This window comes from Patescibacteria group bacterium (genome assembly GCA_028717685.1).
Lineage (GTDB): Bacteria > Patescibacteriota > JAQUNI01 > JAQUNI01 > JAQUNI01 > JAQUNI01.
The window spans coordinates 695,771-722,217 of the sequence record JAQUNI010000001.1; the positions used below are offsets into that span (position 1 = coordinate 695,771).

The window sequence follows — 26,447 nt, forward strand, 5'->3', positions numbered from 1 at the left end:
TTATGCTTGAATCCGATTCGCGAAGAGCGGAGTTTCAAGGTTCTTCCCATGAGGAGGAGGCAGAAGCGCCGAAGAAGAAACCCTACAAATTAGTGGGTAATCTTAGCGGACAGAATGTAGAAATTTATACCCACGCTCACGATTTAGGCGAGGCAATCCATAACGCTGGATACCAATTGGAAGAAAAATATCGTGAACCGGAATATAGCCGCATTCCATATTTAAAAAAAAGATTTATGGAAAAGGTGATAGTGTATTGTCAGGAAGACGCAGATTCCGATTGGACTAAGATTGATTCCGGGGAAGTGAATAAGATACTAACTTGGAGGAAATGAGAAAGGAAGGGATAATTTAACGCCCTTTAATTTAACCCGAATATTATCAATAATTAAAATTGCTTGGCACTCCTGCCTGCGTTCGTGGCAGGCAGGTTAATGCGGGCTAAAAAATTATGGCACAAGTTCAAGCACCTTCCGCTCCTTCATCAGGGGGGAACAAAAAAACAATTATTTTGATTGTGGTGATTGTTATCGTTGTGTGCGTTGTCGGCGCGGGGGTCGGCGGCTATTTGATTTTCAGAAAAATTAAGACAGCGGCGAAGAACAAAATTGAACAGACACTTACCAATCCTGCCGAGAATGGAGATTTATTGAATAAGCTTTCTGAAGAGGCAGATAACAGCGATGAGGCGGCGGAAGATTTTAAAAGGGTGGAAGATGTGGAAATAGCTGACAGTTATTTGAAGACATTGGATTCAAGCTTTCGCCCTGTACTCACGAGCGTTTTCGGCGAAGTAAAAATTACCAACTATCAGACTGATTATTTAGGTTTGGACATGGGTCAACAATTCTTGGAATACACAGTGAGCCGCAATATCGTGGCGCGTGATCTAAATGCTATTTTGAGCAGTTTAAAACAAGCCGGTTACACGGTAGGAAGCAGCAACCAAGATAAAGATGGGGCGAGTATATTGGCGGAGAAAAGTGGAGTCTCTTTAGAAATTACTTACTGGCATGATGATTCCACAATTGGCGTGGTCATAACACCCGTTGTTAAAGATGAAACTAACGGGGACGGAACAGCGGAGTAATTTTAACCCGTTAGAAATAAATTCTAACGGGGCATAACGGGGTTTACACCACTGGCGGCTTGCAGTAAAATAAAACTAGAAACTAAATATAAAATTTATGACCAAAAAGAAAAAAGATTCCAGTAATTCCTTGGAAGATTTTATTATTAATTTATTAAAAGACAAGGGTTTAGCGGGCGAAGACAAGATGGTTTTTGAGCAATTAAAAAGCGATTTGATGGGTGATTTAGAAGAAAGGATTAATGCAGCAATCTTGGCGGCGATGCCCGAAGAAAGGCTTGCTAGTTTTGAGAAGATATTAGACACGGGCAGCGCGGCTGAAATCCAGAAATTTTGTATGGAAAATGTGCCTAATTTATCTGAAATTACGGCTTTGGAAATGCTTAATTTTCGCAAGACCTATTTGACCGCCATTTAAGAGGAAAGATAAAGATATGAAGGGGAGTGAGAATATTGGTTTTTTGCCTGGCATAAAAGCATAATTTTTTTAGTGTTGTTTCAAACTTGAATAAAAGATAAATATTTTTAAAATTAAATTAAAAAGATGGAACGTGAAACAAAACAATCATGGAAGGAGTTAGGCCATGAAAAGAGGGAGAAGGTTAAAATGGAAAGAGAACAAAAGAAAGCCGAAAGCAAGGAGTCTTGGGCGCTCAAAATGGAAAAGATGAAAATAGCTTGGGGCAAGGCTAAAAATTTTGGCAAGAATATTTTGCGCCGCGTCGTTGGCGCGAAAGAATCCGCTTTAGATATGGCTTATGCCAGTCCAGATATGGCGAAAGCAGGCATAGAGACTACTGGCAGAGCGATAAAAGAGACAGGAAAGAAGGTGGGGGCAGGGGTTAAGGAAGGAGGCATTTTCGCGGGTGAAGTGGCTGCCGGAGCCGCAATAGGCGGCGTGGAGTTAGGAAAAAAAGGGATAGAGAAGTCTAAAGAGGGGGCAATCTTTTTAAAAGATAAAGCCATAGATTCGGCGGGCGCTGTGAGAGAAGGGGCAGTGGATTTGAAAAGCCGTTTGATTAGCGGCAAGGATGATCTGAATGAATGGGTGGATGGAAAATATGGGAGCTTAAAAGGAATGGTTGGGGAGAGTTATGATAGATTGATGGATGGGAAAGATAGAGCAGCGGGAAAGTTATCTGAAGGTATGGAATCGGCGCGCAATCTTTGGGAGGGTTGGAAACAACAAAAGGAGCAAAAACATTTGAGTGAACGGCTACAATGGGTGGATGGACAATTAGAAAACATAGATAAAGAAAAGAAATCATTCACGAAAGAGAGGGAAGAAATACTGGCAATGATGGAACTTAGTTCTTCTTTAGAAGGGTTACAGCAAGAAGCAGCTTAAAATAAATAAAGAAATTTAAAAAAATATGAACAAGGAAAGTATAATTAAACTGATTCAGGAATCAAAAGTGAGCGAGGATTTAAAGAGTGAACTTTTGGGTTTGGTTGGCGATGATGAACCTAGTCCGGAAATGATTCAAAAGATACAAGCGCGCTTGGAGCAAGCGGCGGAAGAGAAAATAGAAGAGGTTGCAAATAAAGTTGCCGAGAACGCAGCCGATACTTTTACTCAAGATGTTGATCAATTAGAGCAGGAAGAGAATAAAATAGCGCAGGAGATTAGCAAGAAGGCGGACGAAATAGATTTGGAAGAAACAAGAAAACAAATATAAAGAGCCAAGTTTTAGCGGTTATTTTCTGGCGCGGTTCAAAGCAAATTTATTAAAGGATCTAGAAGTTGCTTGGATTTGATTAATTTTTGCGTTTAAACAAGATATTTTTTATTTTAGATTTTTAGAATATTTTTTATTCCGCGCGTTTTATGTAAGATGAAATTTTAAGATTATGTTTTTAATATAAAAATAAATATATGAGCGAAGAAAATAATCCGGGTAAGGAATTGGGCATAGAGCACAAATTTCCGAGTCCTGATGAACAGAAGCGGGAGATTCAAAATGGTCTACTGGCGCGCGGGGAACTTAACGCAGAAACAGAACAGCAAGGGGAACCAGCTCACCCTTCCGTTGAAAAGAAAGAAGAAACACCAGAAAGCAGAAAGGAAATTTTGGCAAGTTTAGATTTTACTTTAGCTTGGCTCGCAGAATCAATTAAAAAAGCGCAAACCGAAGAAAAAAATAGATTGCAGTGGATTTTAGATTCCGCGCAAAACAGTTTGAAAGAATCAAGGGAGGCTTATGACGGCAAATATGAGGTTAAATCAGGGGAAGATGTTCAGCGCGAAGGCGCCCCGGTTGATGATTTATTAGAATGGTTAGGTGTGGAAATCAGCGTTTTAACGCAGGAAGGTAAGGCGGAGGTAGTGGAAAAATTAGAAAGGGCGCGTCAGATTTTAGAGCAAAATAAACAAAGTTATTGGAGGGCGCATTTTGACAAGGAATTAAACGAAATTAATTGGGACGAGGCAACGAAACAAAAACAGGATTGGCGGACGAAACACGAAGCAGGGTTGATTTCGCGGGATTGGCGGGCGACCGGCAATCAAAATTCTGATTATAAAAAAGCAGAAGACGCGATGGCGAAAAGGCAGGAATTAATTTTACCGGTATTGAGTGAGCAGGAAGAGGAAACAGAAGTTAAGCCGCAGAAGCAAGCGCAAGAAGAAGGGACAATAAAAGTTCAAGAAAAACCGGAAGAAACTCCCGCAGAGCCCCGCGAGGAAGGACCTAAAAAAGAAAAAGTGGTTTTTGCCAATGTCAGCGCGATGATTGAAGCGGCAGCTTGGGACGCGGCGAACGCGAAGATGACCGAAGGGAAAGAGAAATTAGGCGGGGCAAAAGGATTTTTGAATAAAATTAAAAATATCGGCAAAAGGCTTTGGAAATATAATTGGGCTTATGAGGTCTATAGACGCAACGAGTATGAAAAGGCTAAAAAAAGGATTTACCGCGATTACAAAGAAGGAAGAATTGATATTGATAAGTTGAATATACTTGCCGCGGAAGATGAAACCAGCCATCAGAAAAAACATCATGAAGCAATGGGCGCGATGTTTGAACGTTTCGGTTCGGAATATGACGAAGCGGTGGAAGGAGAGGCTGGCGAAGAAAAGAATAAAATTGAAGACGAAAGTATCAAAAAAGAAATAAGGGAGTTGATTCGGGATTACGCGGAAGGCAGTATCAGTGAAGGCGATTTAGCGAGAAAACATAATGAAATTTTAGGTAAAGTAGCTGGTCCGGACGTGAATGCCAAGCTTGAGGTTGACAATCTTTTAGAAATTGCGGAAAGAATTAAGAGAGCGGATAACCATAATAAAGGACGCGAAGCCTTGGAGCTTGATTTAGAAGTTATACGGGGTCGGGCGGCTGGAGGAATAAAGACAGAAGCGGGGTTAGGGCGGCTGGATAGAATCATTGATAAAATGAAAAAGATGAAAGGTTTATCTTGGGTTAATGAAACAACATTAGCACTTGGCGCGACCGCGGTTTATTGTATAGGGCGAGCTGTTTCTAAAAGATTCGCTTACAGTAAAGCGGCGAACATCGCGCTTTTCGGCGGCACAGCCGCTTTGTCAGGAGCTTATGCCGGTATTTTAGAAAACAAAAGAGTAAAAGAGGAAAGGGCGCAGCATGGGCGCGAGCGAGCGAAAGGCAAGACCTTCGCGCCCGAGGCGCGGCGCAGGCAGGAAATGGAAAAATTCCGTTACGAAACAGCCGAGGCTAAAATTATTCTTCAAGAATTGCAAAACAATTTTTATGATTCCTATGAAATTAAAGGCAAGAGAAGATTGAAAGATTTAAGCGGGGAGGAATTAGGGCAAGCTCTAGGCAATTTAGCCGATTTGGAAGCAAGATTATCATTGTCCAACGCGCATAAAATAGATTTAATTCGATATTCGGCTCCAGCAGAAGTAGAGACAGAAAGAACAAAACTTTTACTGTTGCGCAGCCGCATTAAAGCTGATTTGGAGGGTAAATATCCAGCCGGGTTTAAAATTGAGGGTAAGAATCAAAATTTAGATGATTTAGTAAATATAAGCAAGGCAGAGTTAATACAAGGCAAAGACGAGGCAGAGGGGATTTCAAAAAAGGATAATGAATTTGACAAGATGAAAGCGAAGAGAGTGGGGAAAAGAGTAGCGCAGGCGGCAGTAATGGGTTTAATTTTAGGCGCGACTTTTCAGGAAATTCAGGCGGCAATGGATGACGATACGCAAAGTTTATTAGAAGGTATTTTAGATAAAAACACGGACGCGGGGCACCAGACTGCCTTGGAAGGTTTGCGCGATTGGATTATGCCCCAAAAAGGCGAGGGCGCGGCTCAAGAATTAAGCAAGATTATGGTCGCGGGGCGCGAAGTGCAGTTAAGTTTGCCCAAAGGCGCGGAATTGAAAGACCCAGATAGCGACGGCATATATTCCCTTTTTTACCATAATAAAGAGCTTTGCGATAAAGTTTCCTTTGATAAAGATGGGAATTTATCTCAAGAAGCGCGGGCGGCTTTGGCGAGCCGCGGGGTGCATATTACGGAAACTATGCCCGAGGCTGGAGTAAAAGAAGCTTTAGCTGAAGTTTCCACGCCAGAAGGGAGAATGGCTTTTGTTGAAGAGCACCCGGAATTATTTAAAAAGATTACGCATGGTCCGTGGTATGACAATGATACGCCGAAGCCTATTTTTGACCATAATGAATTGCGTTTGGATTGGGGCGGCAAGAATGGCATGGGTGTAAATGAGAATGGGGATTATGTGTTTAGTATCAAAAGAATGACCGCAGATGGTTCTTGGCATAAGGAATTTTCCGTGGACGCGCATGAGGCGGCAAGAAGAGGGGAATTGAGTTTTTTACTTTCAGCAAGCCATGACACGGAACAATATGTGATTCCAATTAAAATTGATGAAAATTGGGGAGGCATTATTCCTCACGATAGTGAAGCCGCTCGTATGCTTCTTGCACAGGACGCGAAAGGTCAGGCGGATTATTTAGGGGATCACGTTGAAGTAGCCCAGATGATGGGAAAGACGAATAAAGAAGGAGCGGAGTGGATTAGAGTTTTGGCAACACACAGCGGAAAGAACGCGCCGGTCATTCCTGAACCCGTGGAGCCTGTACCGATTCCCATTTTTGAAATTCCGCCGCAGACTGATTTGCCGCCGGTGATACCGATATTTGGAAGGAGGCCGATGGAGAAAATGAGGGATTTGGGTCCGGTTGTTTTTCCTTATTATGGCGGTTATAACGCGGAGTTATCACCTAATACAGAGAAAGTTTTTACAGCGAGACGTTCTGAGGCATTGAATAAGAATCCGGAAGCAGAGCTGGACCATTACGAAGAGGCAGAGAAATATATCCAAAATTTTTCACCAGAATACAGAAAAGAGGCAGAAAATTTGGCAGCCCAAGCGGGCAAAATGGATAAAGAAACCCGATTATCCATTTGTATTCCCGTGGCTGGACATCAGGAAGGTAAGAATATATATGAAAGTTTAAAAAATTATACTTATCAGGATGCCGATTCAAAGATTTTTGAAGTTGTTTTATTTGTGAATCATCCGGAAGCTGATAAATCTGGGAATAAGATAAAGCCGGATAATACTTTAGATGAAATAGAAAGATTTAAAAAAGATTTTCCGGAAATGAACGTGAAAGTTATGTACTCCGCGCTCCCTTTGGAAAAGGCCAAGATCGGATATATCAGAAAAATTTTGGATGATTCCGCTTTATTAAGGCATCACGCGAGGGGTAAGGATGTTGAGGATCTTATTATTGTCAGTAATGACGCGGATAATAAAGGGGTTTCTCCGGAATATGTTGATAATTTTATTAAACATTTTGACAGCAATCCCAAAGTTGAAGCAATGCTGGGTCAATTAGATTGGGATCCGGAATCTTATGTTAAATATCCTTTAATTCATATCGGTACCCGTTTGTTTCAGTATTTGGATACTATTATTCGTCATGAAAGCGGCAGAATGCCGTCTAGCGGAGCTAATTTTGCTTTTCGTTCAAGTATTTACGCGGGGGTGGGCGGTTATATTGAAGACACGGATATAGCTGAAGATGTGGCTTTGGGTAGAGCGATTATTAGTGCCCGAAAAAGAGATGATTGCGTTAAATTTGCCGGGGCTAGGGCTTCTCGTCTTTATACTTCCTCAAGAAGAGTTGTTAAATCTTTGGGAGAAGGCTTGGCACCTATTGAACAGTGGGAAAAAGGATTTGGACCATTTGACGACGAGGTAAGGAAATTTGAGTTGGGTCAAGGTGAGAATTTGGCTTACAATAATCCAGAGGTGCTTGAAAAATTCAAGACAGATTTAGAAAAAATTGTTAATGTGACGTTGAATGTTTATGAAAGAGGAGCAAAAAGAGGCAAGGATCACCCATTCTACAAAAGGGCAATCGGGTGGCTTGGTATCCATTACCAGTTGGATGAAAGCGGCGAGGTAAGAATTACTGAAATGGATAGTTTAATTAATGGTCTAAAGAGATATGAGAAGGAAGGCGTTGAATTAAGAGATAGGAAATCTGGCAAGAAAAATACAATAGAAGGTTCAGGAGAGGCAAGAGGGAAGAGGGAACCTTTTTGACAATTATGTCTGGTTTATAAGGCGACTAAGCGCTAGTTTTTGCTAGCGCTTCACGATATTTTAAAAGAAATGAGAAATAACGAGATTTGAAAATGAAATCTTTAAAATTATTTTTGTTTTTTTTCTGTTTTTGTTTTTTATTTTCCGCGCAAAGCGTGTTGGCGAAATCTTGGGATTTTGAAAAATGGGTGAGTGATATTACGGTAAACCCGGACTCTACTTTTATGGTGCGGGAGACGCAGACAGTGAATTTTAGCGGCTCTTTTACTTGGCTAAAAAGAGATATTGCCATGAAGCGGTTCAAGAAGATTAGCGATATCGCGGTTTATGATAGCGAGGGGCGCAGGCTTTCTGCCGGCGAGGTGGAGATTAGCCGTAGTATGGGCAATGTGGGCGTGAAGATTAATACAGAGGCTCAAGACGAACAAAAAACTTGGACGATTGAATACAAGATCCACGGCGGGATTGGCTTTTTTAAAGATTATGACGAGTTATATTGGAACGCCATATCTTCGGCGCGCGATGTGCCGATTAAATTCGTAGAGGTTTTCGTGCATCTGCCGCAAAAGGCGCCGGAGAGCGAGTTGAAACAGAGATTATTTGTAGGCGCAGTCGGCTCTCAAAATGAAGTCCAGAATTTTAATGTTTTGGAGGATGGCGCTTTACATTATTGGGGAAAGGATATCGCGCCGAATACAGAGTTTACGATTGTCGCTGGTTGGCCGAAAGGTATCGTGAAAAGGGACTTATGGCTCGCGCTTTCGCCTTATTTTTGGTCTTTAATTCCCCTTGTTACTTTTAGCCTTTTATTTTTCAAGTGGTGGAAGAGCGGTCGCGATCCCAAGATGAAAGGAACGATTATTCCCCAATATGAACCGCCTAGCAAAATGACGCCTGCTGAAATGGGTGTTTTGGTCCGCGAGAAGGTAGAGATGAAAGATATCTCCGCGACCTTAGTTGATTTAGCGCGGCGCGGCTATTTAAAAATCGCGGAAGCGGAGAAAAAGGGGATTTTCACCACTTCTCGCACTTACAATTTCGCGCGCCAAAAGGATTTCAGAAGTGATTCTACTTTAAAAGAGCATGAGCGTTTAATTTTAAATGGCGTTTTGGGCGACCAGGAACAAGTTTCCCTAGAAGATTTGGAAAATAAATTTTACCGCCATATTACCGGCATTAAAAACGCAGTCTTGGACGAGGTTACGCAGTCTGGTTATTTTAAGCAAAACCCGTCTCGCGTGATGCAGAAGTACATTGTTTGGGGGATACTTGTACTCGTCTTGGGCGGAGTAGGCTCATTTTTATATTCCAGTGAGTTTCTGCCGCCTTTCGCTGTGAGTCTTGCCGGCATTTTCCTCATCATCTTTGGCCGTTTTATGCCGGCTAAAACCAAAAAGGGAGTGGAAGCAAAATGGCAAACCCTAGGCTTTAAAATGTTTTTGTCTGTCGCGGAGAGATTTCGTTTGAAGGCTAATGTTGACCCTCGGATGTTTGAGAAATATCTTGCTTTTGCTATGGTTTTGGGCGTGGAAGGGAAATGGGCAAATCGTTTTGCGGACATTTATACCGAGCCGCCGGATTGGTATACTCCTCTCTTCGTTGGAGGAGTATTTTCCCTTGTTAATTTTTCCAGCAATATTTCGTCAATGTCCAACAGTTTTTCTTCAGTTCTTTCTTCTTCTCCTTCCTCTTCTTCAGGATTTGGGGGAGGCGGGGGAGCGGGCGGCGGCGGCGGAGGAGGCGGCAGTTCCGCGGGGTAAATTCCCGCATCATCAAAATTTTGCCGCGGGGGTGAATTTTATGTTATAATTAAACTATCTGTAAATTATAGCAATTTATGCAAAAATCTCTCAAAAAGAAAAAGAAGAATATTGCCATTGATGACCTAGCGAGGATGGTTCAAATAGGGTTTAATGAGACAGCAAAACAGAAGGATATGGATAAACGTTTTAAGTCAGTAGATGAATGTTTTAAGTCAGTAGATGAACGTTTTGATTCCGTAGAAGAACGATTAGCTAGAATTGAAAATATTCTCATTTTGGATCATCGCCATCGCATTGAGAGATTAGAAGGAGAGATGAAAGAATTAAAAGAAATTTTTGCGGTTAAATAATTTTTAACATTCATTTTGATTCCAAGGGAATCAAAGTGAGTAAAAAAACTATGATTATTTTATGGATCATTCTTGGTTTGGGAGTGCTGTTGGTATTCTTCGTTATCGGAGCTTATAACAGCTTGGTAAAATTAAAAAATCTGACGCAGGAAGCCTGGTCAGATATTGACGTGCAGCTCAAAAGGCGGTACAACCTTATTCCTAATTTGGTTAATACGGTGAAGGGATATGCTGCCCATGAAAAAGAAGTTTTTCAGAAAGTAACTGAAGCGCGCGCCCGCGCGATGGGTGCGAAAAATCCCGAAGAGACGGCGGAAGCCGAACGGGGACTCTCTGGCGCATTGAAGACTTTATTCGCCGTTGCCGAAAATTATCCAGAATTAAAAGCCAATGAGAATTTTTTGAAACTGCAGGAAGATTTGACAGACACGGAGAACAAGATTGAGGCAGCGCGCCGGTTTTACAATGGCAATGTGAGGGATTACAATACCCGGCAAGAAGTTTTTCCATACAGTATAATTGCCAAGACGTTTGGCTTTACAAAACAGCAGTTTTTCCAAACCGAAAATGAGGAGGAAAGAGAGGCGCCCGAGGTGAAGTTCTAGTGGGTATTTTTTTACGGGGTAAAGACCCCCTCTCCGCCCGCAACGCCTCGCAAGGCTCAGCTTGCGAGGCGGGCAGGCAGCCTCCCTCTTTGTAAGGGGGAGTGTTTTTTTAGTTAAAATTAATCCCCCGCCTTTAAAGGCGGGGGATTTTTTCTTTTCTTTTCTTTTGTTTTTTCTCCTGCCTTGCTTTTATTTAATTTCAGGCAAAGCAGGTTTTATCTCACAAAAAAAGCGCTTTTTTTTGTGAGATTGATTTTGTGTAAAATTTACTCATTATTTACCAAAAGCAGTAACTGTTGAATTTTTGTCTGTATGCGAGACGACGATAATCATTCCCGGACTTACCGCGGCTGGCGCGGTAACTTCACCGACTAATTTCTTTTTCCAAATCAGAGTGCCCGCACGGTCCACACAGTAGAAATTGCCGCTTTGGTTACCAAAGCATATTTTTTTATCGGCGACAATCGGAGAGGTCTCCGCGGCTCCGCCGCTTTTGTAGCGCCAGAAGATATTGCCATTATCGCTACCCATACTAGTCAGTTCGCCATTGCCGTTTAAAGCATAAACACGGTTATAGGCGAGGGCGGGGGCATCATTAAATTCATCGCCTCCTTCTTTAGACCAGGAGAGTGTGCCATCGCTGTAACGGAATGCGTATATTTTACCGTCTGTGCCTCCGGTGTAAATTAAATCATTTCCCGCTGATACAGAGGTCAATTTGGTGTTCGCGTCTGTTTCATATGACCAATATTGGTTGCCATTAGCAGGATTCAGGCAAAAAAGCTCAAATTTTTCCTCCGTGTTTGTTTCCACGCCCACATAAATTTTGTTTTTGTAAATCGCGGGCGAGGTTAAAATTTTGTCTCCTAGTTTTTCGCGCCAATCCCTTTTACCCGTTTGCACATTTAAGGCATAGAGATAGCCATCTTCTGAACCTATAAAGACCTGATTTCCGAGAACAACCGGTGAAGAATTAATTACCCCTTCAGTGAGATGGCGCCAGACTTGTTTTCCGTCCTGTACATTTAAAGCATAGACAAATTTATCTTGGCCGCCGATAATTACCTTATTTGCGCTGACGGTCGGCGAAGATTTCCCAAAAGATTTTTGGCCTTTGAAAGTCCACAGTTCTTTGCCGGTCTTTAAATCAAGGGCGTGCACTTTTCCGTCTAAAGCGCCAAAGAAGACTTTATTCTCGGCAACCGCGGGAGAGCCCAGAATGACTCCTTTTTGATTGTCCTTTTCTTTGAGTTCATAAGTCCAGGCAACTGTAGCATTGGCTGGCGATCCGCTGGTAGAAAATCCTGTTCGGTTGACATCGCCGTGAAAAGTGAACCAGGTGCTTGCTGATAAACCCAGAAGGTCAGGTTTAATAATGGTGATGCAGAAAACAGCAAGGGCGCCTGTACCTACACAAAGAAGGAGGGTTAAAAACTTTTTCATATTTTTGATTTTAATCCTTCGGCAAAGCTCAGGATTAATGGTGAGTCGTGCCGAACCATTAATTTTTTATTTTTATGATTTTTAAGGTTAGTTTGATTATAGCACATTTTTAGCTTATGCACAAAAGGCGCGAATTATTTATCCCCAGTTGTGATGAGAGGAATAAAGAACCAAAAAATGGTATAATAGAATCAATAATAATTATTAATTTACCCCGTTAGAAATAAATTTTTAAGCAGGGTTAGAGAACGAAGTTCTCTAACGGGGTTTACAAAAATGATTTTTGGCGTCATTTTGGTGGCAATAGGAATAATTTTTCTATTGCAAAACCTAGACATTATTACGGGTAATGCGTGGAAGATTATTTGGCCGATAGTGGTGATTTTGATTGGGATTGGGTTTATCTTTAATCGGCGGAGGCGTCTCGCAGATCAGAATCAGCCTAACCGCCGCAGGTTTTTCCAAGAGAGGCCTGGCCATTTCGAGCAAGAAAGTGGAAAGCGGAATAAGGAGGAATAAATTTAAAGTTTTAAGCGATCTAAAAGGGGAGGTTTTTTATTCCTTAAATATTTTACTCCATTAGAAATAAATTTCTAACGGGCTTTACGCATCTTGCGGGTATTTTTTGCATAGGCTGGGCTCGCGAAAACACTGGAACTGCCTCCTACGAAAATATTAGCACCCGCCCTTTTCAATGACCCTAGGTTGTGCTTGCCAATGTTGCCGTCTACTTCAATTTCTGTTTTTAAATTTTGTTTTTGAATTATCGTCTTCAGCTCCCTCACTTTATCTAAAACCGCGGGAATCCACTTTTGTCCCGCAAAGCCAGGGTTCACAGCCATCAGGAGGACAAGATCCAGCTCGGGAAGAAGATATTGAATTACGGAAAGAGGGGTGGCGGGATTGAGAGCAATGGCCGCTTTCGCGCCGAGAGTTTTAATTTGCGCCAAGACGCGTTGGGGGTGCAGATTGGCTTCAATATGAAAAGAGAGAATATCTCCTTTTTTTAATTCCCAGAGGTCAAGATATTGCTCGGGGTGCTCAATCATCAGATGAATGTCTAAGGGTAGGTTGGAAAACCCTCTTATTTTTTTAACTAAATCAGGACCGAAAGTAAAATTCGGGACGAAATGCCCATCCATAATGTCAATGTGGAGATAGTCCACACCGGCTTTTGTAAGTTTTTGAACTTCCGTCTCCAGATTGCCCAGATCGGCGCACATCAAGGAGGCGGAAATTTTGGGAGAAGACATAGTTAGAAATTTTTAATTTCTAATTTATAATTTTCATTAAATTTTTAATGAATCAATTTTTAAACAATATTAACTTTATTTTTTTCTAATGAGATTGAAAATTTTGAATTTTTAACGGAGTAGATGGTTTAGAAATTAAGTCATTGAAAATTTAATAGAAATTAGAAATTGAAAATTAAGAATTATCACTATCTTTTAATTACTTTGTAATCAGTGTTTATGGGGAATAAATTGAATGCCTTCAAGTAGTGCTCTAAACAGCCCTTCCCATTCCTTCGCAATCGTCTCCCAACCAAATCCAGCGAGAGCGCGTTTTCTCCCATTTTTGCCTGCCTCTTTGAGATTAGCGGGGTTTTTTAGGAGGCGGATAATAAGGGGGGCAAGTTCTTCCTGACGGCGGAAAACAAAACCAGTTGTTTGATCCTGAATGGTTTCTTCTAGAGCGGAAAGGCCGCCACCCACCACTGGTGTCCCTGCTGTTTGAGCTTCTAGCGCGCCAATGCAAGATGATTCTTGATTTCGTATTTGGGGATTCACGACCACGAGAGCGGCGGACATCATTTCTTCGGCGAGCAAGGAGGGGTGAAGAGCGCCTCGGAGATAAAGATGGTCGCGGATTCTTCCCTCCTGATTATAGATGTATTTTTTGATTTGGGCAAAGAATTCATCGCCGTCAAAATAACCCGTTACTTTGTCCGCGTCTTCTTTTTTATACTGCTCTATGGAGCCGCACATATGCAACTCTGCTTGGGGCAGAGCTTTCTGAATTTGGTAAAAGACTTTCAGAATTTTGTCTGGATTTTTCTGCCGGTTAAAAACACCGACATAAAGGATTTTATAGGGTTTTTTCGCGATGCGGCGATAAAGCTCTTCAGAAAATAGATTAAGATTCACCCCATTATAAATGAAAGTAAATTTATTTTTGATTTTTTGGCGGTAGGCTGGGTGGAGAAAATATTTCATTTTGAATAGGGGGGGAAAATGTTTTATAGTATGATGAAGCACGGTTTGGCAGGCGTAATGGGTGGTGCAGACTATCTGGTCAATTCGGTTGGCGAGAAGGTGTTCCACGGTGTTTGGTTTGAGGCTTAAGCCATTAGCCCAGCAGACGACTCTTTTAACCAAGGGCTTGTGGTGGAAGAGGACGTTGGATAGGCCGCCCACAAGAATAAGGATGTCCGCTTGCCCTATCTTTTGGAAGGCAATCCTAATTTCCTTTTCCGAATTTGCGCCTTGGGGGGAGAGGGGAATCCAGTGGATATGGTCTATTTCTTTTTCTTCCGGTGTTTGGCAGATAAAAAAAACTTGATGTTGATGAGCGAGTTGTTTGGCAAGATATCCGGCGGCGAATTCCGTTCCGCCCACAGGGTCTCCTTGGAAGGTTTCTGTATTGAATTTTTTGGGATACTCTCCGCGGTAAAAGATAATTTTCATGATTTTTTACCCTATTAGAGAAAGTTCATCCCGTTACAAACAAATTTGTAATGGGACACGCCGATTTTAACCCCGTTAGAAGTCCACACCAAAGGTGTGACAATCGCCTTTGGCGGTTTACTTCTAATGGGATCAGAGAATGAGATTCTCTAACGGGGTTTATTTGCCTCTAAAGATCTTGATGAAAAGATAAGATTTTATGGTATAATGTAAGTAGTCAAATTTCTGATTGCTCTAATTTCTAATTTTTAAATAATACCCAAACCCCAATGACTAATGTCCAAATACAGAATAATTTTATATTTTAGTTATTGGTCATTAGACATTGGTCATTATTTAGGTCAATTAGAAATTATCTTTATGCTTTACCTACTATTCATCTCTCTCTATCTAATTTTTGGCTTAATTCTTTTTCTGTTATTTTATTGTGTATTTAGTTGCTTTCGTGTCCGGAGGGAAAGAAGAGAAGGTTTGCTCCCTGTCCGTTTGAAAAGCGCCTTGCGGTTTTTGGAGGCGGAAGATAGCGTGACAACGGATGAGTATGGAGACTATTTTGATATCTCGGAAGAATTAAGCCTTAAAGATTTAGAGATGTTAGATAATTTAGGTCTCGCGGAGAGGGTGGGAGAAGGAAGAGATATCCATTATCGTTTTATCAGACGAACTTAAAATGGAGGCGCAAAATTTCGCGTTGTTATTTTAATGGTTAGGGTTTTTTAGTTTATGGTTGACGCGGAAAAAGATTTTATCTTTTAGTCTTTGGCCTAAGCCGTTGATACTTTGGTGGCCCAAAAGGATAAATCCGGGGATGGTCATCATGAGAGTAATAATGCGCAGGATGATTACAAAAGAGATTCCCGTTCCTAAAGGCACGTTGGTGATGAGAGATAATAGACCTTGGCCTAATTCGTGGATGCCCAAGAGAGTAGGAATGGGAACTAAAATGAGGGCTTGGGTAAGAGAGAAGATTAGAATTAATTCCAGAAAACCAGACGCATAGCCCAAGAAAAGGATGATGAGATAGAAACGGAGGAGATAACAACTAATATTAAGGAAAGCTAATAAAATAGTGAGGGGAAAGTCGCGAAGGTAATGATGCAGATAATAAATTATACAGCGGTCAATATTGTGAATAACCTTTTTGTTTTTTCGGAAAAACGCGATTTTTTTTAGACCGAAGTAATGGGTAACGAGGCTAAAGAAGCCGCGCTTTTGAATCGTGTAGTGGAAAAAGGCGATAATTAATACAAACAAGAACAAGAGTAGGGAAAAAAAGATGGTTTTTAGAAGCGGGGAGGCGGTGGTGAAAAAGATATAACCGCAGCCTATTGCCACAAAGATCAGGGAGACCGCGATTTTGAGGATAATTTCTAAGATAATTGCGGCGCTCGCGGCGGAGTATGGGATGGTGTATCTTTTTTTCAGAAGATAAATCTCCAACGGTTCACCGCCATTATTGGAAAAAGGGGTGACGTAACTGATACTGGCGCGCATAAGTTCCAAAGGAAAAAGTTTTTTGATAGCGATAGGATGATTGAGTTTTTTTAAAATATGACTGATGGAGATTGTGGAGAGTAAATACTGGACCAAAAATATGGCGACGATAACCAAAGAATCCCAAATAGTGAAGGCACCCAAAGTGGCGATAATGGAACGGGGACCGGATTTCCCAGTTGTGATTAAAAATAAAAATAGCCCCACGCCCAGGGTGAGCACTAAGAACCGCTTTTGTGTTTTGAATTTTTCTAGCATAACAAATTTCCTTTTTATAGAATAACATTTTTTATTACTTTTGCACAGGTTTTATTATGCGCAAGGCTGACTTTAACCAAGAAGAATACTGGCGCAATTTGATCGAGATGTCTCTTATGCGGCTTTTTATTTTGTATATCTTGAGCGATGGGCCTAGTTATGGTTATGCCTTGAAGGATAAAGTGGCTCTCTTCTCCCGCGGTCTTTGCACCCCTTCGGAAGGAGGACTTTATCCCGCCCTTGGGAGTATGGTGCGGGCAGGGCTTCTCGCCGTCCAGCCCCGCTTGGTGCGGGACCACAGACGCAAAGTTTATTATATTACTCCCAAAGCGAAAGAGGCTTTTGCAGTGGGGATCAAAGTTTGGCGCCAGGTTGTTCCTTTATTGGAAGAGATTTATCGGAAGAGAAAGGGGTTTAAGAGAGTGAAGATTACGTGAAATTTTCAATTTTCAATTTCTAATTTCTATTAAATTTTCAATAAATCAATTTTCAAACATTAGTTTTAATAAGGGAGTTGAGAAATTAAAGAATTAGAAATTTAATAAAAATTGAAAATTAGAAATTAAAAATTTATTAATGATTCCTTACTTTGTTTTTGACCATTTTAAGAGCGGACCTTTCACTTTTTACCCTTGGGGTTTTTTGGTGGGTTTAGGTTTTTTGGCTGGTTGGCTTTTAGCGCTTAGAGAGGCGAAGAAGAAAAAAATGAATCCCGAAGAGATTACGGATTTAAGCCTTTGGATAGTCTTTGGGTCTATTTTGGGCGCGAGGTTGCTTTTTGTTTTAGAACATTATTCCTTTTTTACTAACGATTGGTGGGGTAGCTTCAAAATTTGGGAAGGGGGAATGTCTTACTACGGGGGTTTGGGAGGAGGAATTTTAGCGAGTTTGCTCTATGCCTGGAGAAAAAAAGTGAGTTGCAAGGAAATTGGCGATATACTGGTTTTAAGTTTGGCTTTGGGTCTTGCTATCGGACGGCTGGGTTGTTTTTTGGTTAATGATCATCTGGGCGCTATCACTAATTTGCCTTGGGGAATCCAGTATGGAGACGGCATAGCACGACACCCGGTGGCTCTTTATTTATCTTTATCACAGTTGCTTATTTTTTTCTTTTTGCTTATAATTAGAAAAAGAATTCTTACTCCAGGTCTTTTAGCCTCGTTCTATTTACTTTTATATAGCGTCAGCCGTTTCTTTTTGGATTTTACGCGGAGCAGGGAGGAGAATCTGCTTTTTACCGATCATTATTATTGGGGACTTAATTTAGCCCAGTTTATCAGTATTGCCTTGTTTTTTATATCTTGTTATTTTATTATTCAAATTAAAAGTCAATCCCGTAAAAGATCCTAGAGGAAGGCAAGGCGCTTTCGCGCCTTTTAGAGCGCTTTCCCTGGGTTTTATTTACAGGAGACAAAAAGTTCAAATGATTAATGAATCTAAAGAGGAAATGGATAATCTTGACAAACTCCATCGGGAGAGAACGCGTTGGGTAACGGCGACTTGGGTTTTTGGCGTTCTATTCGCTTTGGCGGCGGTTGCTGTCTTTAGTTTGGGGTTTTATTTGGTAAAACCTGGATTTTTAAAAAATGTGGGTTTGGAGCAAAAGGAGCAGACCCAACCCTCGAAAGAGGCGCCTAGCGCCGCAGATGAGACCGCGCCTTCACCTCAAGTCGCGGGTGTAAGTGTTGACGACGACCCTGTTCAAGGTTCTCCGGATGCCCCGGTGACGGTGATTGAATTTTCCGACTTTTTGTGTCCCTATTGCGCGGTTTCTGCAGGATTTCGACCTGATTTAACTGCGCAAATGAAATCCAGAGACGCGGCTTGGGAAGCTGCCGTGCCCAAAATCTTGGAGACTTATGTGAAGGAAGGAAAAGTGCGTTTTGTTTTTCGGGATTGTCCATTCCATGGAGAGGGAGCTATCTTAGCCGCAGAGGCGGCTGATTGTAGCCGCGACCAAGGGAAATATTGGGAGATGCATGATCTTCTTTTCCAGAGTCAGGATCAATTTCCAGAGACAGAAGGAGACTTACCTAATTTTTTGAAGGGATTGGCTGATAAATTAGGGCTCTCTCAAAGTCAATTTAGCGAATGTTTAGATAGCGGTAAATATAAAGATGAAGTGAACAAAGATTTGGAAGCGGCAAAGGCCGCTGGCGTCACGGGTACGCCTACTTATTTTATTAACGGTCAGAAGATAGTCGGCGCGCAGCCTTTTAGCGCTTTTCAGGAGATTATTGAGGCGGAATTGAAAAAGTAATAGACCGAGGATGGGTAATATATTGAGTTTTTGCCAATTGCGGATCAAAAAGAAAAGTTGGAAAGAGAAGGGGCAGAGGCGCGGGAAAACAATGCCGTGGATTTAAAGGAGATTATTTAAAAAATTGGAAACAAAAAAAGACTCCTTATGTAATGTAAATAGCAGGGGTCTTTTTTGTATTGATGAATTTATTTAATTGTTTCTGACGTCTTTTGCGCGATGCGGACAATTTTTTCAAAGGTTTCGGGATTAGCCGTGGCGAGATGCGCTAAAATTTTACGATTAAGCTCAATATGCGCGCAAGCAAGGCCGTTTATAAAGCGGGAATAGGAGAGATGATATTCTTTCAAGGCTCCGTTGATTTTTAAAATCCAAAATCCTCGCCTTTCTCTTTTTTTGTTGCGGCGGTCGCGGTAAGCATATTGACCTGCCTTAAGAAGTGCCTCCTTAGCTTTACGAAAATTAGAGCGACTTTTCTGGTAGCCCTTTGTTTTACTGATAATTTTTTTATGATGTTTATGGGTGCCAACACCTCTTTTGATTCTCATATGACAATATTATCAAATTTAAAATGAATAAGGCAGTAATTTTTTAATCTTTTTTCTTTCCACCGGACTTATTTCTTGATTTCTGCGTTTAGAGCGCGTCTTTGCGCCCCTTTCCCGCGCGTTAAAGTGATCTTGATGGGTATAACGACGCAAGATTTTTTTCTTGGCGGTAATTTTCAGACGTTTCGCGGTGGCTTTATGCGTTTTAGGTTTCATAAAATAAAATTTTAGTAAGGAGTAGACCGATTAGAAAAGTTTCATCTATCGTGATTTTCCATTAGGTGACCTTCGCGAGAATAGAGATAATACGATTCCCCAGCTTCCGCGGCGCTTGTTCCACTTTAAATTTTGATTGAAGGAGGGCCTGAAAAGCGCGCAGTTCCTGAAAGGCGATATCAAGATGAGAATGCTCTCTTCCCCTTAAAACCAATTCAACTTTAACTTTATGCCCTTTGTTTAAAAATTTATCCGCCTGCTTCGCTTTGAATTCTAAATCATGTTGACCAATATTAAAAGAAAGTCTGACTCCCTTTAATTCTGTTTTTTTATGCTTTCTTTTCGCCTTTTGCTCCCTTTTTTGTTTTTGATACTGATATCTGCCGTAATCTAAAATTCTGCATACGGGGGGATTAAGACTGCGTGAAACTTCAAGCAGATCTAATCCTTTATTTTGGGCAATTTCAAGCGCCCTCCTTGTATCTACAATTCCGATTTGCTTCCCATTTTCATCCACTAATCTAACGCTAGGAGAGTTAATCTCGTAATTTAACCTGAATTTTGGAGAATAAAAATTTTTTCTGAAAATAATCTCGTAACTAAAATTTATAAAAAATAAAGTTTTTTTGTGGACCCCGTTAGAAAATTTATAAAATCTCCAACGGGTTTTTATAATATCAAAAAATAAAAATTATTCTTATGTCTTTATTGCCTTATGTTTTTTCTAACGGGGTGGACATGATGGGAGTTGAACCCATGTCTGGAAGATGAACCGTAAAGTTTTTTACAGATGTAGTTTATTTTTATCCCCACACCTTTCCATGGAGGTATTTTGTAAAGTAAATATTCCGCAGAAAGGTGTGGGGATGAATTTCAATTATTAGCTTAGAAATAAACAAAAAACTAATAATCTATTTCGTGTAATTTTCAACAATCTTCGCCGAAAACAAAAATTGTTTATCCCGATAAATGGCACCCCGTTCTTCCGATCAGGATTTGGAAGAGGGGCGAGCTTTCGCGTTTTTTAGGCGAGAGCTAAAAGGGGAGAAAGTTGGGGAGCAAAAATGCTCGCCAATTTTTCTTTTACCCTTGAAAATGTTTTGGCATTTATCTTTTGCCTTCCGGTTTTTAATGAGGGTTCAGAAGGCTTGTCCTCAATCTGAAGACTTTAAATTTATCTTACCATCGAAACCTGGCATGCCCGAAATCTATTGTTCTATTGTTCGAATGTTTCATTGCTCCCGTTGTCGTTTTTTAATAATTGAGCAATGGAACAATGTTTTATGTGGTAAAGTTTTTTAAGGAGCGTTGGATCTTTCTTTGGTCATCTTTTTCTCGTATGGCTTGTCTTTTATCCCACTTCTTTTTACCCTGAGCTAGGCCAAATTCTAACTTCACTAGACCACTCTTATTGTATACTTTTAAAGGCACTAATGTCAAGCCTTTTTGTTTTAATTTTTGGGTTAAAGATTGGATTTCCTTTTTATGCAGAAGTAATTTGCGGGTCCTTTGGGGTTTATAATAAGGAAGATGGGCTTTTTTGTAAAGGGAAATTCGGGCGCCGACCAAACAGGGTTCTTGGTTTTCATTAATTGTGATATAGGCGCCCTTTAGATTCATTTGCCCCGCTTTGGTGGCTTTTACCTCTGCTCCTGTCAATACTAAACCCGCCTCATAGGTTGCGAGGATTTGATAATTTCTTGACGCTTGTTGGTTTGTGCTGAGAATTTTCATCCTATTAGTCCTATTTAGGAATTTGTTTCTAACGGGGTTCATAAGATTTATTGTATCATTTCATTTTATTTAAGCAATTGTTGTTGCCAAAAAGGGATATTTGGGGATATAATAAGAATAATGCAAAATTTAAAATGCAAAATGAAAAATTACGATTCAAAATGTAAAACTTTCATCAAAGATGAAATTCAAAAATTATTTCAAGATTCATTTGCTGAATTAAAGAAGAATCCCAAATATGAAAAAGCGAAGCCGATTTTTAATTTAGTGCATCCTAGCAGAGAAGAGTATGGAGATTGGTCCGCAAATATTGCGATGTCTATAGCTCATCAGATAGGTGTGAGTCCGGAAGAGGTTTGGAAAGATTTGAATTTAGTATTGAACAAAGAAATTGTTCACGAGAGAATTAAGAAAATTATCTTTGTTAAGCCAGGGTTTATTAATTTTTATCTTTCTAAAAGATGGTTTTGGCGGGAGCTCAAAAACATTTTGGAGAGGCAGGATGATTATGGCCGGATAGAGATAGGCAAAGGGAAAAAGGCGCAGGTTGAATTTATTTCTGCCAATCCCACCGGACCTTTAACTTTAGGCAACGCGCGCGGTGGTTTTTTAGGAGATGCGCTGGCGCGAGTTTTAGATTTCGTGGGTTATGAAGCGCAGCGCGAATACTATATTAATGACGCGGGCAAGCAAATTGAAGCTTTGGGACATTCTATTTTAGGAGATGCGGAGGCTGTATATGCAGGTGAATATATAAAAGGATTACGCCAGAGATGCCTGAAGGACGGCAAAATAAAAGATGCCTATCCAGCTGGGGAATGGGCGGCGGAAATCATTTTGCGAGAAATGATTCAAAAAACAGTAGAGAGAATGGGGATTCGTTTTGACCATTGGTTTTCTGAAAAAAGCCTGCATAAAAAAGGAAAAATTAAGGAAGTTATTGAAGAATTTAAAGAGAAGGGCTATGTTCAGGAAAAAGACGGCGCTCTTTGGTTTTTAGCCTCGCAGTTCAATTATGGACACGAAAATAACAGAAAAGATTGCGTTTTAGTGAAAAAAAACGGAGAATTTACTTATTTAGCCGGAGATCTTGCTTACCATAAAAATAAATTTGCGGATCGCGGATTTGGGGAGGTAATTAATATCTGGGGCGCAGACCATTATGGCGACATGGCGCGTTTGCAAGCAGGCGTGGAAGCCTTAGGTTATAAAGGTAAATTATCCATAATTTTAGTCCAACTTGTGCGCTTAATGGAAAAGGGGAAGGAAGTGCGTATGTCCAAGCGAAAAGGAACCTATGTTACTATCGATGAGCTTTTGGACGAAATTAGTTTAGATGTTGCCCGTTTCTTTTTTCTCATGTATGACGTGGATACGCATATGGATTTTGATTTAGATTTGGCGCGCGATACTTCTGAAAAAAATCCAGTTTTTTATGTGCAGTATGCTTACGCGCGGATTTGCAGTATTCTTAGGGAATCCCACCTACGCCCTTCGGGCTTCGGTGGGCAGGCAAGAATTAAGAATTTAGAATTATTGAAGCATCCAGCCGAGTTAGGTTTGGCGAGGGAACTTGCCAGATTTCCGGAGACGATTGAAAACATAGCCTCCGATTATAAAGTGCATCATTTACCTTATTACGCCATATCTTTAGCGGAGAAATTCCATCAGTTTTATAAAGAATGCCGGGTGCTAGGGGATAACCGAGATTTATCTTATGCGAGATTGATGCTGACTCGCGCCACCCAAATTGTTTTAAAGAATGTCCTTGCACTGATGGGGATTTCGGCGCCGGAGAAGATGTAATATTAATTTTAAATTCTCAATTTTTAATGGTTCGCCTACGGCTCACCACCTTCGGTTTGCAATTCAATTTTAAAATCTTAATTTAAATTTTAAAACGAAGGAAAAGAGAGAAGTTTTAAAATTTATAAATTTAAAATTTGAATTTGATTGAAAATTTAGAATTAAAAATTTAAAATTTTTTTATGCGCCTAGGCATTGACTGCCGCGCAATGCAGGGGAAAGGAGGCATTGCCACTTACGCTTTCCATTTAGTCAAAAACCTTCTCATTACGGACAAAAGGAATCATTATGTCCTTTTTTTTGATCCTCAAATTAGCCAAAATTTAAAAAATTTATCCGAACAAAAAAATTGTTCAATAAAATATTTTTCTCACAGAGGTCTGTTGGATAGTTTGCCTTTTGTCCGTTCTCATATTTTATTTAGCCGATTTTTAAAAAAACAAGGTTTAGATATTTTTCACGCGCCCGCCGGTTCCCTGCCTTTATTCTATAAAGGGAAGACAGTGGTTACGGCGCATGACATGGCAATCTACAAAAATCCAGAATGGTTTCCGCGTTTCCAATTTTTTTCTAAAAATATTGTTGTCCCGCGATCATTAAGAAAGGCGACATATATCATTGCCGTTTCCGAAAGTACTAAAAGAGATCTGCTTACCTTGTTTTCTATACCTTCAAAAAAAATCCAGGTTATCTATGAAGGAGGGCTGGATGCATCTTTGATTTCTTCAGGGAAGCAGGAGAGCGCTTTGGATTACATCCTCACGATTAGTACTTTGGAGCCGCGTAAGAATTTAGTTCGTTTAATCCGGGCTTTTACCCTTTATCGCCGCCATAATCCCCAAAAGAGGGAGAAATTGATAATTATTGGCGGAGAAGGGTGGAAATATAAAGGTATTTACAAGGAAATTAGAGAGTTGGGGGCGCAAAAAGAGGCGATTTTAGCTGGATATGTAGGCGAGAAAGAGAAAATAAGGCTGCTTCGGCGGGCAAAAGCTTTTATTTTTCCATCTCTTTATGAAGGTTTTGGCTTACCTGTGGTAGAGGCGATGAGTCTGGGAGTGCCTGTAATTTGCAGCAGGAGGGGAGCATTAGCGGAGATTTGCGGAAATGCCGCTTTTTTTGTTAATCCTTATGCCGTGCAATCCATTGCCGAGGGTTTGAGCAAGGTTTTGGGGGATAGGGATATAAGAGAAAAATTAGCGAAGAAAGGTTTAGAGAGGGCGCAAAGATTTTCGTGGCAGAAGTGTGCGAAAGAAACATTAGAGGTTTATCAAAATATTCATTAAAATCTATACACCGATTCACTCGCAACGCTTTTAATTACATAACAGGCGAGTAAATAGGTCACGGGTTGTTCCCGCGGAGCAGGACAGGTAAAAGGTCATATATTAAAATATATGGCTTTTTTATTTGGTGAAATTTAACATTGAATCAGTTTTATTTTGGGTCTTTGGTAATTTCTCGACTAAAGAATATGAAAGGCGGAATTGAAACAGTAAAATCATTACATATATGGTCTATACATTAAGATGTTTATTGGCTATATGCCGAATGTGGCGCAGGCTTTAGGGTTATGACACAGGATATTCTCACTCTGAATTGGAAAATAATTTTTAATTTTAGCTCCTTTGTTTTTTTGAATGGCGATGGATACGAATTTACTCCCTTGACAAAAAAAAAGAGGGGATAAGTGGTTTGCGTAATAGCTAAATTATATATTTTTTAATTCAAGATGTTAGGAATTCAGGTCATAGTATTTGCCATAATATTATGAAATACGAAATTTTTTAATCTGTATTAATACAGCTCAATGAGATTGTTTAGAACGGAAGCGAGGGACATGGCTTTAGAACCCTCCTTGCTAATAGACGACGCCAAGATATTGGAAGGTATTTTTAGGGAGAATAAATAGCGTAAATTTACGTGTTAAGAAATTCTGTGGATAAAGTATTAGAAAATAGCATTATTTAACAGTATAGTTTTTGGATTTTGCTGTGGATAATTCTAAGCAAAAAGAAGGTAAAAAAAGGGGTATTTTTAAGGCTTATTTAAGCCTTAAAATACAACTCTTTTTATAGCCCGTCTCTTTGTTTTTTTGTTATATTTATGGTAAAATTAATATCGGATAACCGATATCGGATAAGGTAAGATAAAAATACAAAATTTGCTCAAATTTGATACCCTAAAATGGGTTATAAACAAAACACAAAAACCAATCATATATCGCTCGCCGAGGCAACAAAGTATTGTGAATATTCACAAGAGTATTTAAGTTTGCTCGCGCGGCGCGGAATCCTGCCCGCAATTAAATTGGGACGCAATTGGTTCATTGCTCGCGAGGATATTTTGCGTTATACCCGCAAAATCGCGATCAAGAAAGGGGAGATCCAACCGCAATCTATTTCGTTAGCAGAAGCCGCAAAAGAATTTGGTTCTTCTCAAGAACATTTGAGTCTTCTGGCGAGCAAAGGGACTATTTCAGCAGTAAAAGTCGGCAGGGTTTGGTTTACAACCAGGGAGGATGTGGAAGATTATTTCCGCCGTGTGAGTTTAGGGAAAGAGGAAACTTTATCCATGGCTCGGGAGGAAGAGGTGAGCCTTGGAAGAGTTCCAGAGTCAGATACTCAATACCTTTTTCAACAATCGCAGTTAAAAGAGGAAATATATTTACAGCGTCCTGTTTTGAGATCCACATTGCTTTCTATTTTAGGTTTAATCATTGTATTTTTGAATATTTTTGTGATTACAGACGGCGTATTGGCTCAAAAAGGCGGGGGATTCAAAGATGGAATAGAGAAAATCGGAATTACCACCTCCAAAGGAGTTAAGGGCGCTCTTCGCGGCAGTCAAGGATTGAATGAATTTGCTGTTTTACAAGCGGGATCTTTTGTGCAAGGTTTGGAAAATACAAACCGGAAAGCAAGCCAAATATTCCAAGAGCAGATGGTTAAAGGTGCGCGAAAGAAAACAACAGCCATGATAGCCAAGGTTAAAAATACTCCAGCTAAAGTAACCAGTTTCACAGAAAAAACAGATCAGGGGGCGCGTAATCTCGTTCAAAAACTCGCTAAAAGCGGGGGAGCTAAGAATGTGGCTGTTCGAGAAGGCGTTCATTCTCTCGAGCCAGAGGGCAGGGAGGCGGGCACAAATTTCAAGAAATGGGCAGAGCAGGGCGCATTAAGGCTTAAAGAAGAGATTGTTCAATATAGAGAGGAGCAAGGGCAAAAAATAGAGGAATTACCTCAAAAAATAGATGAGATTACATACAATCTCGGCGTCGAATTAGAAAATACCCAAAATATTGATTACAAGGGAAAAGTAGCAGAGCGGGGAGTGGACATTGCAGAAAATGCTTCCAAATCTAAGGAAAATTTTTTAGAAAAGACTTCTTCTTTTTGGGCTTCTCGGATTGCGAATGCTCCCCAGGCTCTAAAATCTGCTGGCATTTCCCTTCTTAATACCCCTCCGCTTCTTATTGAAAACGCCACAGTGTTGGCAGAACAGGCTCGCAAAAAGGTTTTTTCCCTCCCCGCTGCAGCAGCAGAGAGAGGAGAGAGCGCTTGGTCTGATTTCGTGATGGTCAAAGACCAAATAGTTAAGCTTCCCTCCACATTGCAAGAGGCGCGCGCTCGCTTCTATG

General features: G+C 40.6%; 25 protein-coding genes and 1 other RNA gene. 17 read left to right on the forward strand and 9 right to left on the reverse strand.

The window, feature by feature from the left end; genetic code table 11:
- The first annotated feature begins 2 nt into the window (after positions 1-2).
- The 9 genes from PHW01_03430 (at position 3) to PHW01_03470 (ending at position 10,361) form a co-directional block, all read left to right on the forward strand.
- Positions 3-335, forward strand: coding sequence for a hypothetical protein (locus PHW01_03430; GenBank protein MDD5627029.1), 333 nt, complete (start codon positions 3-5; stop codon positions 333-335).
- Positions 336-451: 116 nt separating this feature from the next.
- On the forward strand, positions 452-1,090 hold the full coding sequence (locus PHW01_03435; protein MDD5627030.1) for a hypothetical protein: 639 nt from the start codon (positions 452-454) through the stop codon (positions 1,088-1,090).
- A 97-nt stretch (positions 1,091-1,187) separates the two neighbouring features.
- Entirely contained in the window at positions 1,188-1,508 is a 321-nt protein-coding gene (locus tag PHW01_03440) for a DUF5663 domain-containing protein (GenBank protein MDD5627031.1), read from the forward strand.
- Positions 1,509-1,634: 126 nt separating this feature from the next.
- Complete coding sequence (locus tag PHW01_03445) at positions 1,635-2,438, forward strand: hypothetical protein (GenBank protein ID MDD5627032.1); 804 nt, start codon at positions 1,635-1,637, stop codon at positions 2,436-2,438.
- A gap of 25 nt (positions 2,439-2,463) precedes the next feature.
- Entirely contained in the window at positions 2,464-2,769 is a 306-nt protein-coding gene (locus PHW01_03450) for a hypothetical protein (GenBank protein ID MDD5627033.1), read from the forward strand.
- Positions 2,770-2,966: 197 nt separating this feature from the next.
- Positions 2,967-7,643 (forward strand): hypothetical protein, encoded by a 4,677-nt coding sequence (locus PHW01_03455; GenBank protein MDD5627034.1) that lies wholly within the window; start codon positions 2,967-2,969, stop codon positions 7,641-7,643.
- Positions 7,644-7,735: 92 nt separating this feature from the next.
- Positions 7,736-9,403 (forward strand): DUF2207 domain-containing protein, encoded by a 1,668-nt coding sequence (locus tag PHW01_03460; GenBank protein ID MDD5627035.1) that lies wholly within the window; start codon positions 7,736-7,738, stop codon positions 9,401-9,403.
- A 77-nt stretch (positions 9,404-9,480) separates the two neighbouring features.
- On the forward strand, positions 9,481-9,756 hold the full coding sequence (locus PHW01_03465) for a hypothetical protein (protein ID MDD5627036.1): 276 nt from the start codon (positions 9,481-9,483) through the stop codon (positions 9,754-9,756).
- A 50-nt stretch (positions 9,757-9,806) separates the two neighbouring features.
- The gene (locus PHW01_03470) at positions 9,807-10,361 is read left to right on the forward strand and encodes a LemA family protein (protein MDD5627037.1); all 555 of its coding nucleotides are present in this window, start codon (positions 9,807-9,809) and stop codon (positions 10,359-10,361) included.
- A gap of 273 nt (positions 10,362-10,634) precedes the next feature.
- Here PHW01_03470 and PHW01_03475 read toward each other — a convergent pair whose 3' ends face one another.
- Complete coding sequence (locus PHW01_03475; protein ID MDD5627038.1) at positions 10,635-11,804, reverse strand: PQQ-binding-like beta-propeller repeat protein; 1,170 nt, start codon at positions 11,802-11,804, stop codon at positions 10,635-10,637.
- 276 nt (positions 11,805-12,080) lie between these two features.
- Here PHW01_03475 and PHW01_03480 point away from each other — a divergent pair, with 276 nt between their 5' ends.
- On the forward strand, positions 12,081-12,323 hold the full coding sequence (locus PHW01_03480; GenBank protein ID MDD5627039.1) for a DUF5668 domain-containing protein: 243 nt from the start codon (positions 12,081-12,083) through the stop codon (positions 12,321-12,323).
- Positions 12,324-12,397: 74 nt separating this feature from the next.
- On the opposite strand, the gene rpe is transcribed toward PHW01_03480, so the two are convergent.
- Positions 12,398-13,057 carry a ribulose-phosphate 3-epimerase gene (rpe, locus tag PHW01_03485; protein MDD5627040.1) on the reverse strand — a complete coding sequence of 220 codons (660 nt, stop codon included), beginning with the start codon at positions 13,055-13,057 and terminating at the stop codon, positions 12,398-12,400.
- 210 nt (positions 13,058-13,267) lie between these two features.
- Positions 13,268-14,491 (reverse strand): glycosyltransferase family 4 protein, encoded by a 1,224-nt coding sequence (locus PHW01_03490; GenBank protein ID MDD5627041.1) that lies wholly within the window; start codon positions 14,489-14,491, stop codon positions 13,268-13,270.
- 276 nt (positions 14,492-14,767) lie between these two features.
- Here PHW01_03490 and PHW01_03495 point away from each other — a divergent pair, with 276 nt between their 5' ends.
- The gene (locus PHW01_03495) at positions 14,768-15,160 is read left to right on the forward strand and encodes a hypothetical protein (GenBank protein MDD5627042.1); all 393 of its coding nucleotides are present in this window, start codon (positions 14,768-14,770) and stop codon (positions 15,158-15,160) included.
- 30 nt (positions 15,161-15,190) lie between these two features.
- On the opposite strand, the gene PHW01_03500 is transcribed toward PHW01_03495, so the two are convergent.
- On the reverse strand, positions 15,191-16,243 hold the full coding sequence (locus PHW01_03500; protein ID MDD5627043.1) for a lysylphosphatidylglycerol synthase transmembrane domain-containing protein: 1,053 nt from the start codon (positions 16,241-16,243) through the stop codon (positions 15,191-15,193).
- A 56-nt stretch (positions 16,244-16,299) separates the two neighbouring features.
- On the opposite strand from PHW01_03500, the gene PHW01_03505 reads away from it, so the two are divergent.
- The 3 genes from PHW01_03505 (at position 16,300) to PHW01_03515 (ending at position 18,503) form a co-directional block, all read left to right on the forward strand.
- Positions 16,300-16,680: a PadR family transcriptional regulator gene (locus PHW01_03505; GenBank protein ID MDD5627044.1), complete on the forward strand. Its 381-nt coding sequence runs from the start codon at positions 16,300-16,302 to the stop codon at positions 16,678-16,680.
- Between the two features lie 139 nt (positions 16,681-16,819).
- Positions 16,820-17,593 carry a prolipoprotein diacylglyceryl transferase gene (lgt, locus tag PHW01_03510; GenBank protein MDD5627045.1) on the forward strand — a complete coding sequence of 258 codons (774 nt, stop codon included), beginning with the start codon at positions 16,820-16,822 and terminating at the stop codon, positions 17,591-17,593.
- Positions 17,594-17,666: 73 nt separating this feature from the next.
- A complete protein-coding gene (locus PHW01_03515) occupies positions 17,667-18,503 on the forward strand; it encodes a DsbA family protein (GenBank protein MDD5627046.1) in 837 nt (278 codons plus the stop codon).
- A 188-nt stretch (positions 18,504-18,691) separates the two neighbouring features.
- Here PHW01_03515 and rplT read toward each other — a convergent pair whose 3' ends face one another.
- The 5 genes from rplT to smpB all read right to left on the reverse strand — a co-directional run bounded on the left by rplT (position 18,692) and on the right by smpB (position 21,001).
- The gene (rplT, locus tag PHW01_03520) at positions 18,692-19,051 is read right to left on the reverse strand and encodes a 50S ribosomal protein L20 (protein ID MDD5627047.1); all 360 of its coding nucleotides are present in this window, start codon (positions 19,049-19,051) and stop codon (positions 18,692-18,694) included.
- An 18-nt stretch (positions 19,052-19,069) separates the two neighbouring features.
- Positions 19,070-19,267 (reverse strand): 50S ribosomal protein L35, encoded by a 198-nt coding sequence (locus tag PHW01_03525; GenBank protein MDD5627048.1) that lies wholly within the window; start codon positions 19,265-19,267, stop codon positions 19,070-19,072.
- Positions 19,268-19,328: 61 nt separating this feature from the next.
- Positions 19,329-19,856 carry a translation initiation factor IF-3 gene (gene infC / locus PHW01_03530; protein ID MDD5627049.1) on the reverse strand — a complete coding sequence of 176 codons (528 nt, stop codon included), beginning with the start codon at positions 19,854-19,856 and terminating at the stop codon, positions 19,329-19,331.
- Positions 19,857-19,997: 141 nt separating this feature from the next.
- Positions 19,998-20,470: a transfer-messenger RNA gene (gene ssrA / locus PHW01_03535) on the reverse strand.
- 78 nt (positions 20,471-20,548) lie between these two features.
- Entirely contained in the window at positions 20,549-21,001 is a 453-nt protein-coding gene (smpB, locus tag PHW01_03540; GenBank protein MDD5627050.1) for an SsrA-binding protein SmpB, read from the reverse strand.
- Between the two features lie 141 nt (positions 21,002-21,142).
- Here smpB and argS point away from each other — a divergent pair, with 141 nt between their 5' ends.
- The 3 genes from argS to PHW01_03555 form a co-directional block, all read left to right on the forward strand.
- Complete coding sequence (argS, locus tag PHW01_03545) at positions 21,143-22,807, forward strand: arginine--tRNA ligase (GenBank protein ID MDD5627051.1); 1,665 nt, start codon at positions 21,143-21,145, stop codon at positions 22,805-22,807.
- A 182-nt stretch (positions 22,808-22,989) separates the two neighbouring features.
- On the forward strand, positions 22,990-24,093 hold the full coding sequence (locus tag PHW01_03550; protein ID MDD5627052.1) for a glycosyltransferase family 1 protein: 1,104 nt from the start codon (positions 22,990-22,992) through the stop codon (positions 24,091-24,093).
- Between the two features lie 901 nt (positions 24,094-24,994).
- On the forward strand, positions 24,995-26,447 hold a 1,453-nt coding region (locus tag PHW01_03555; GenBank protein MDD5627053.1), incomplete at its 3' end, for a helix-turn-helix domain-containing protein.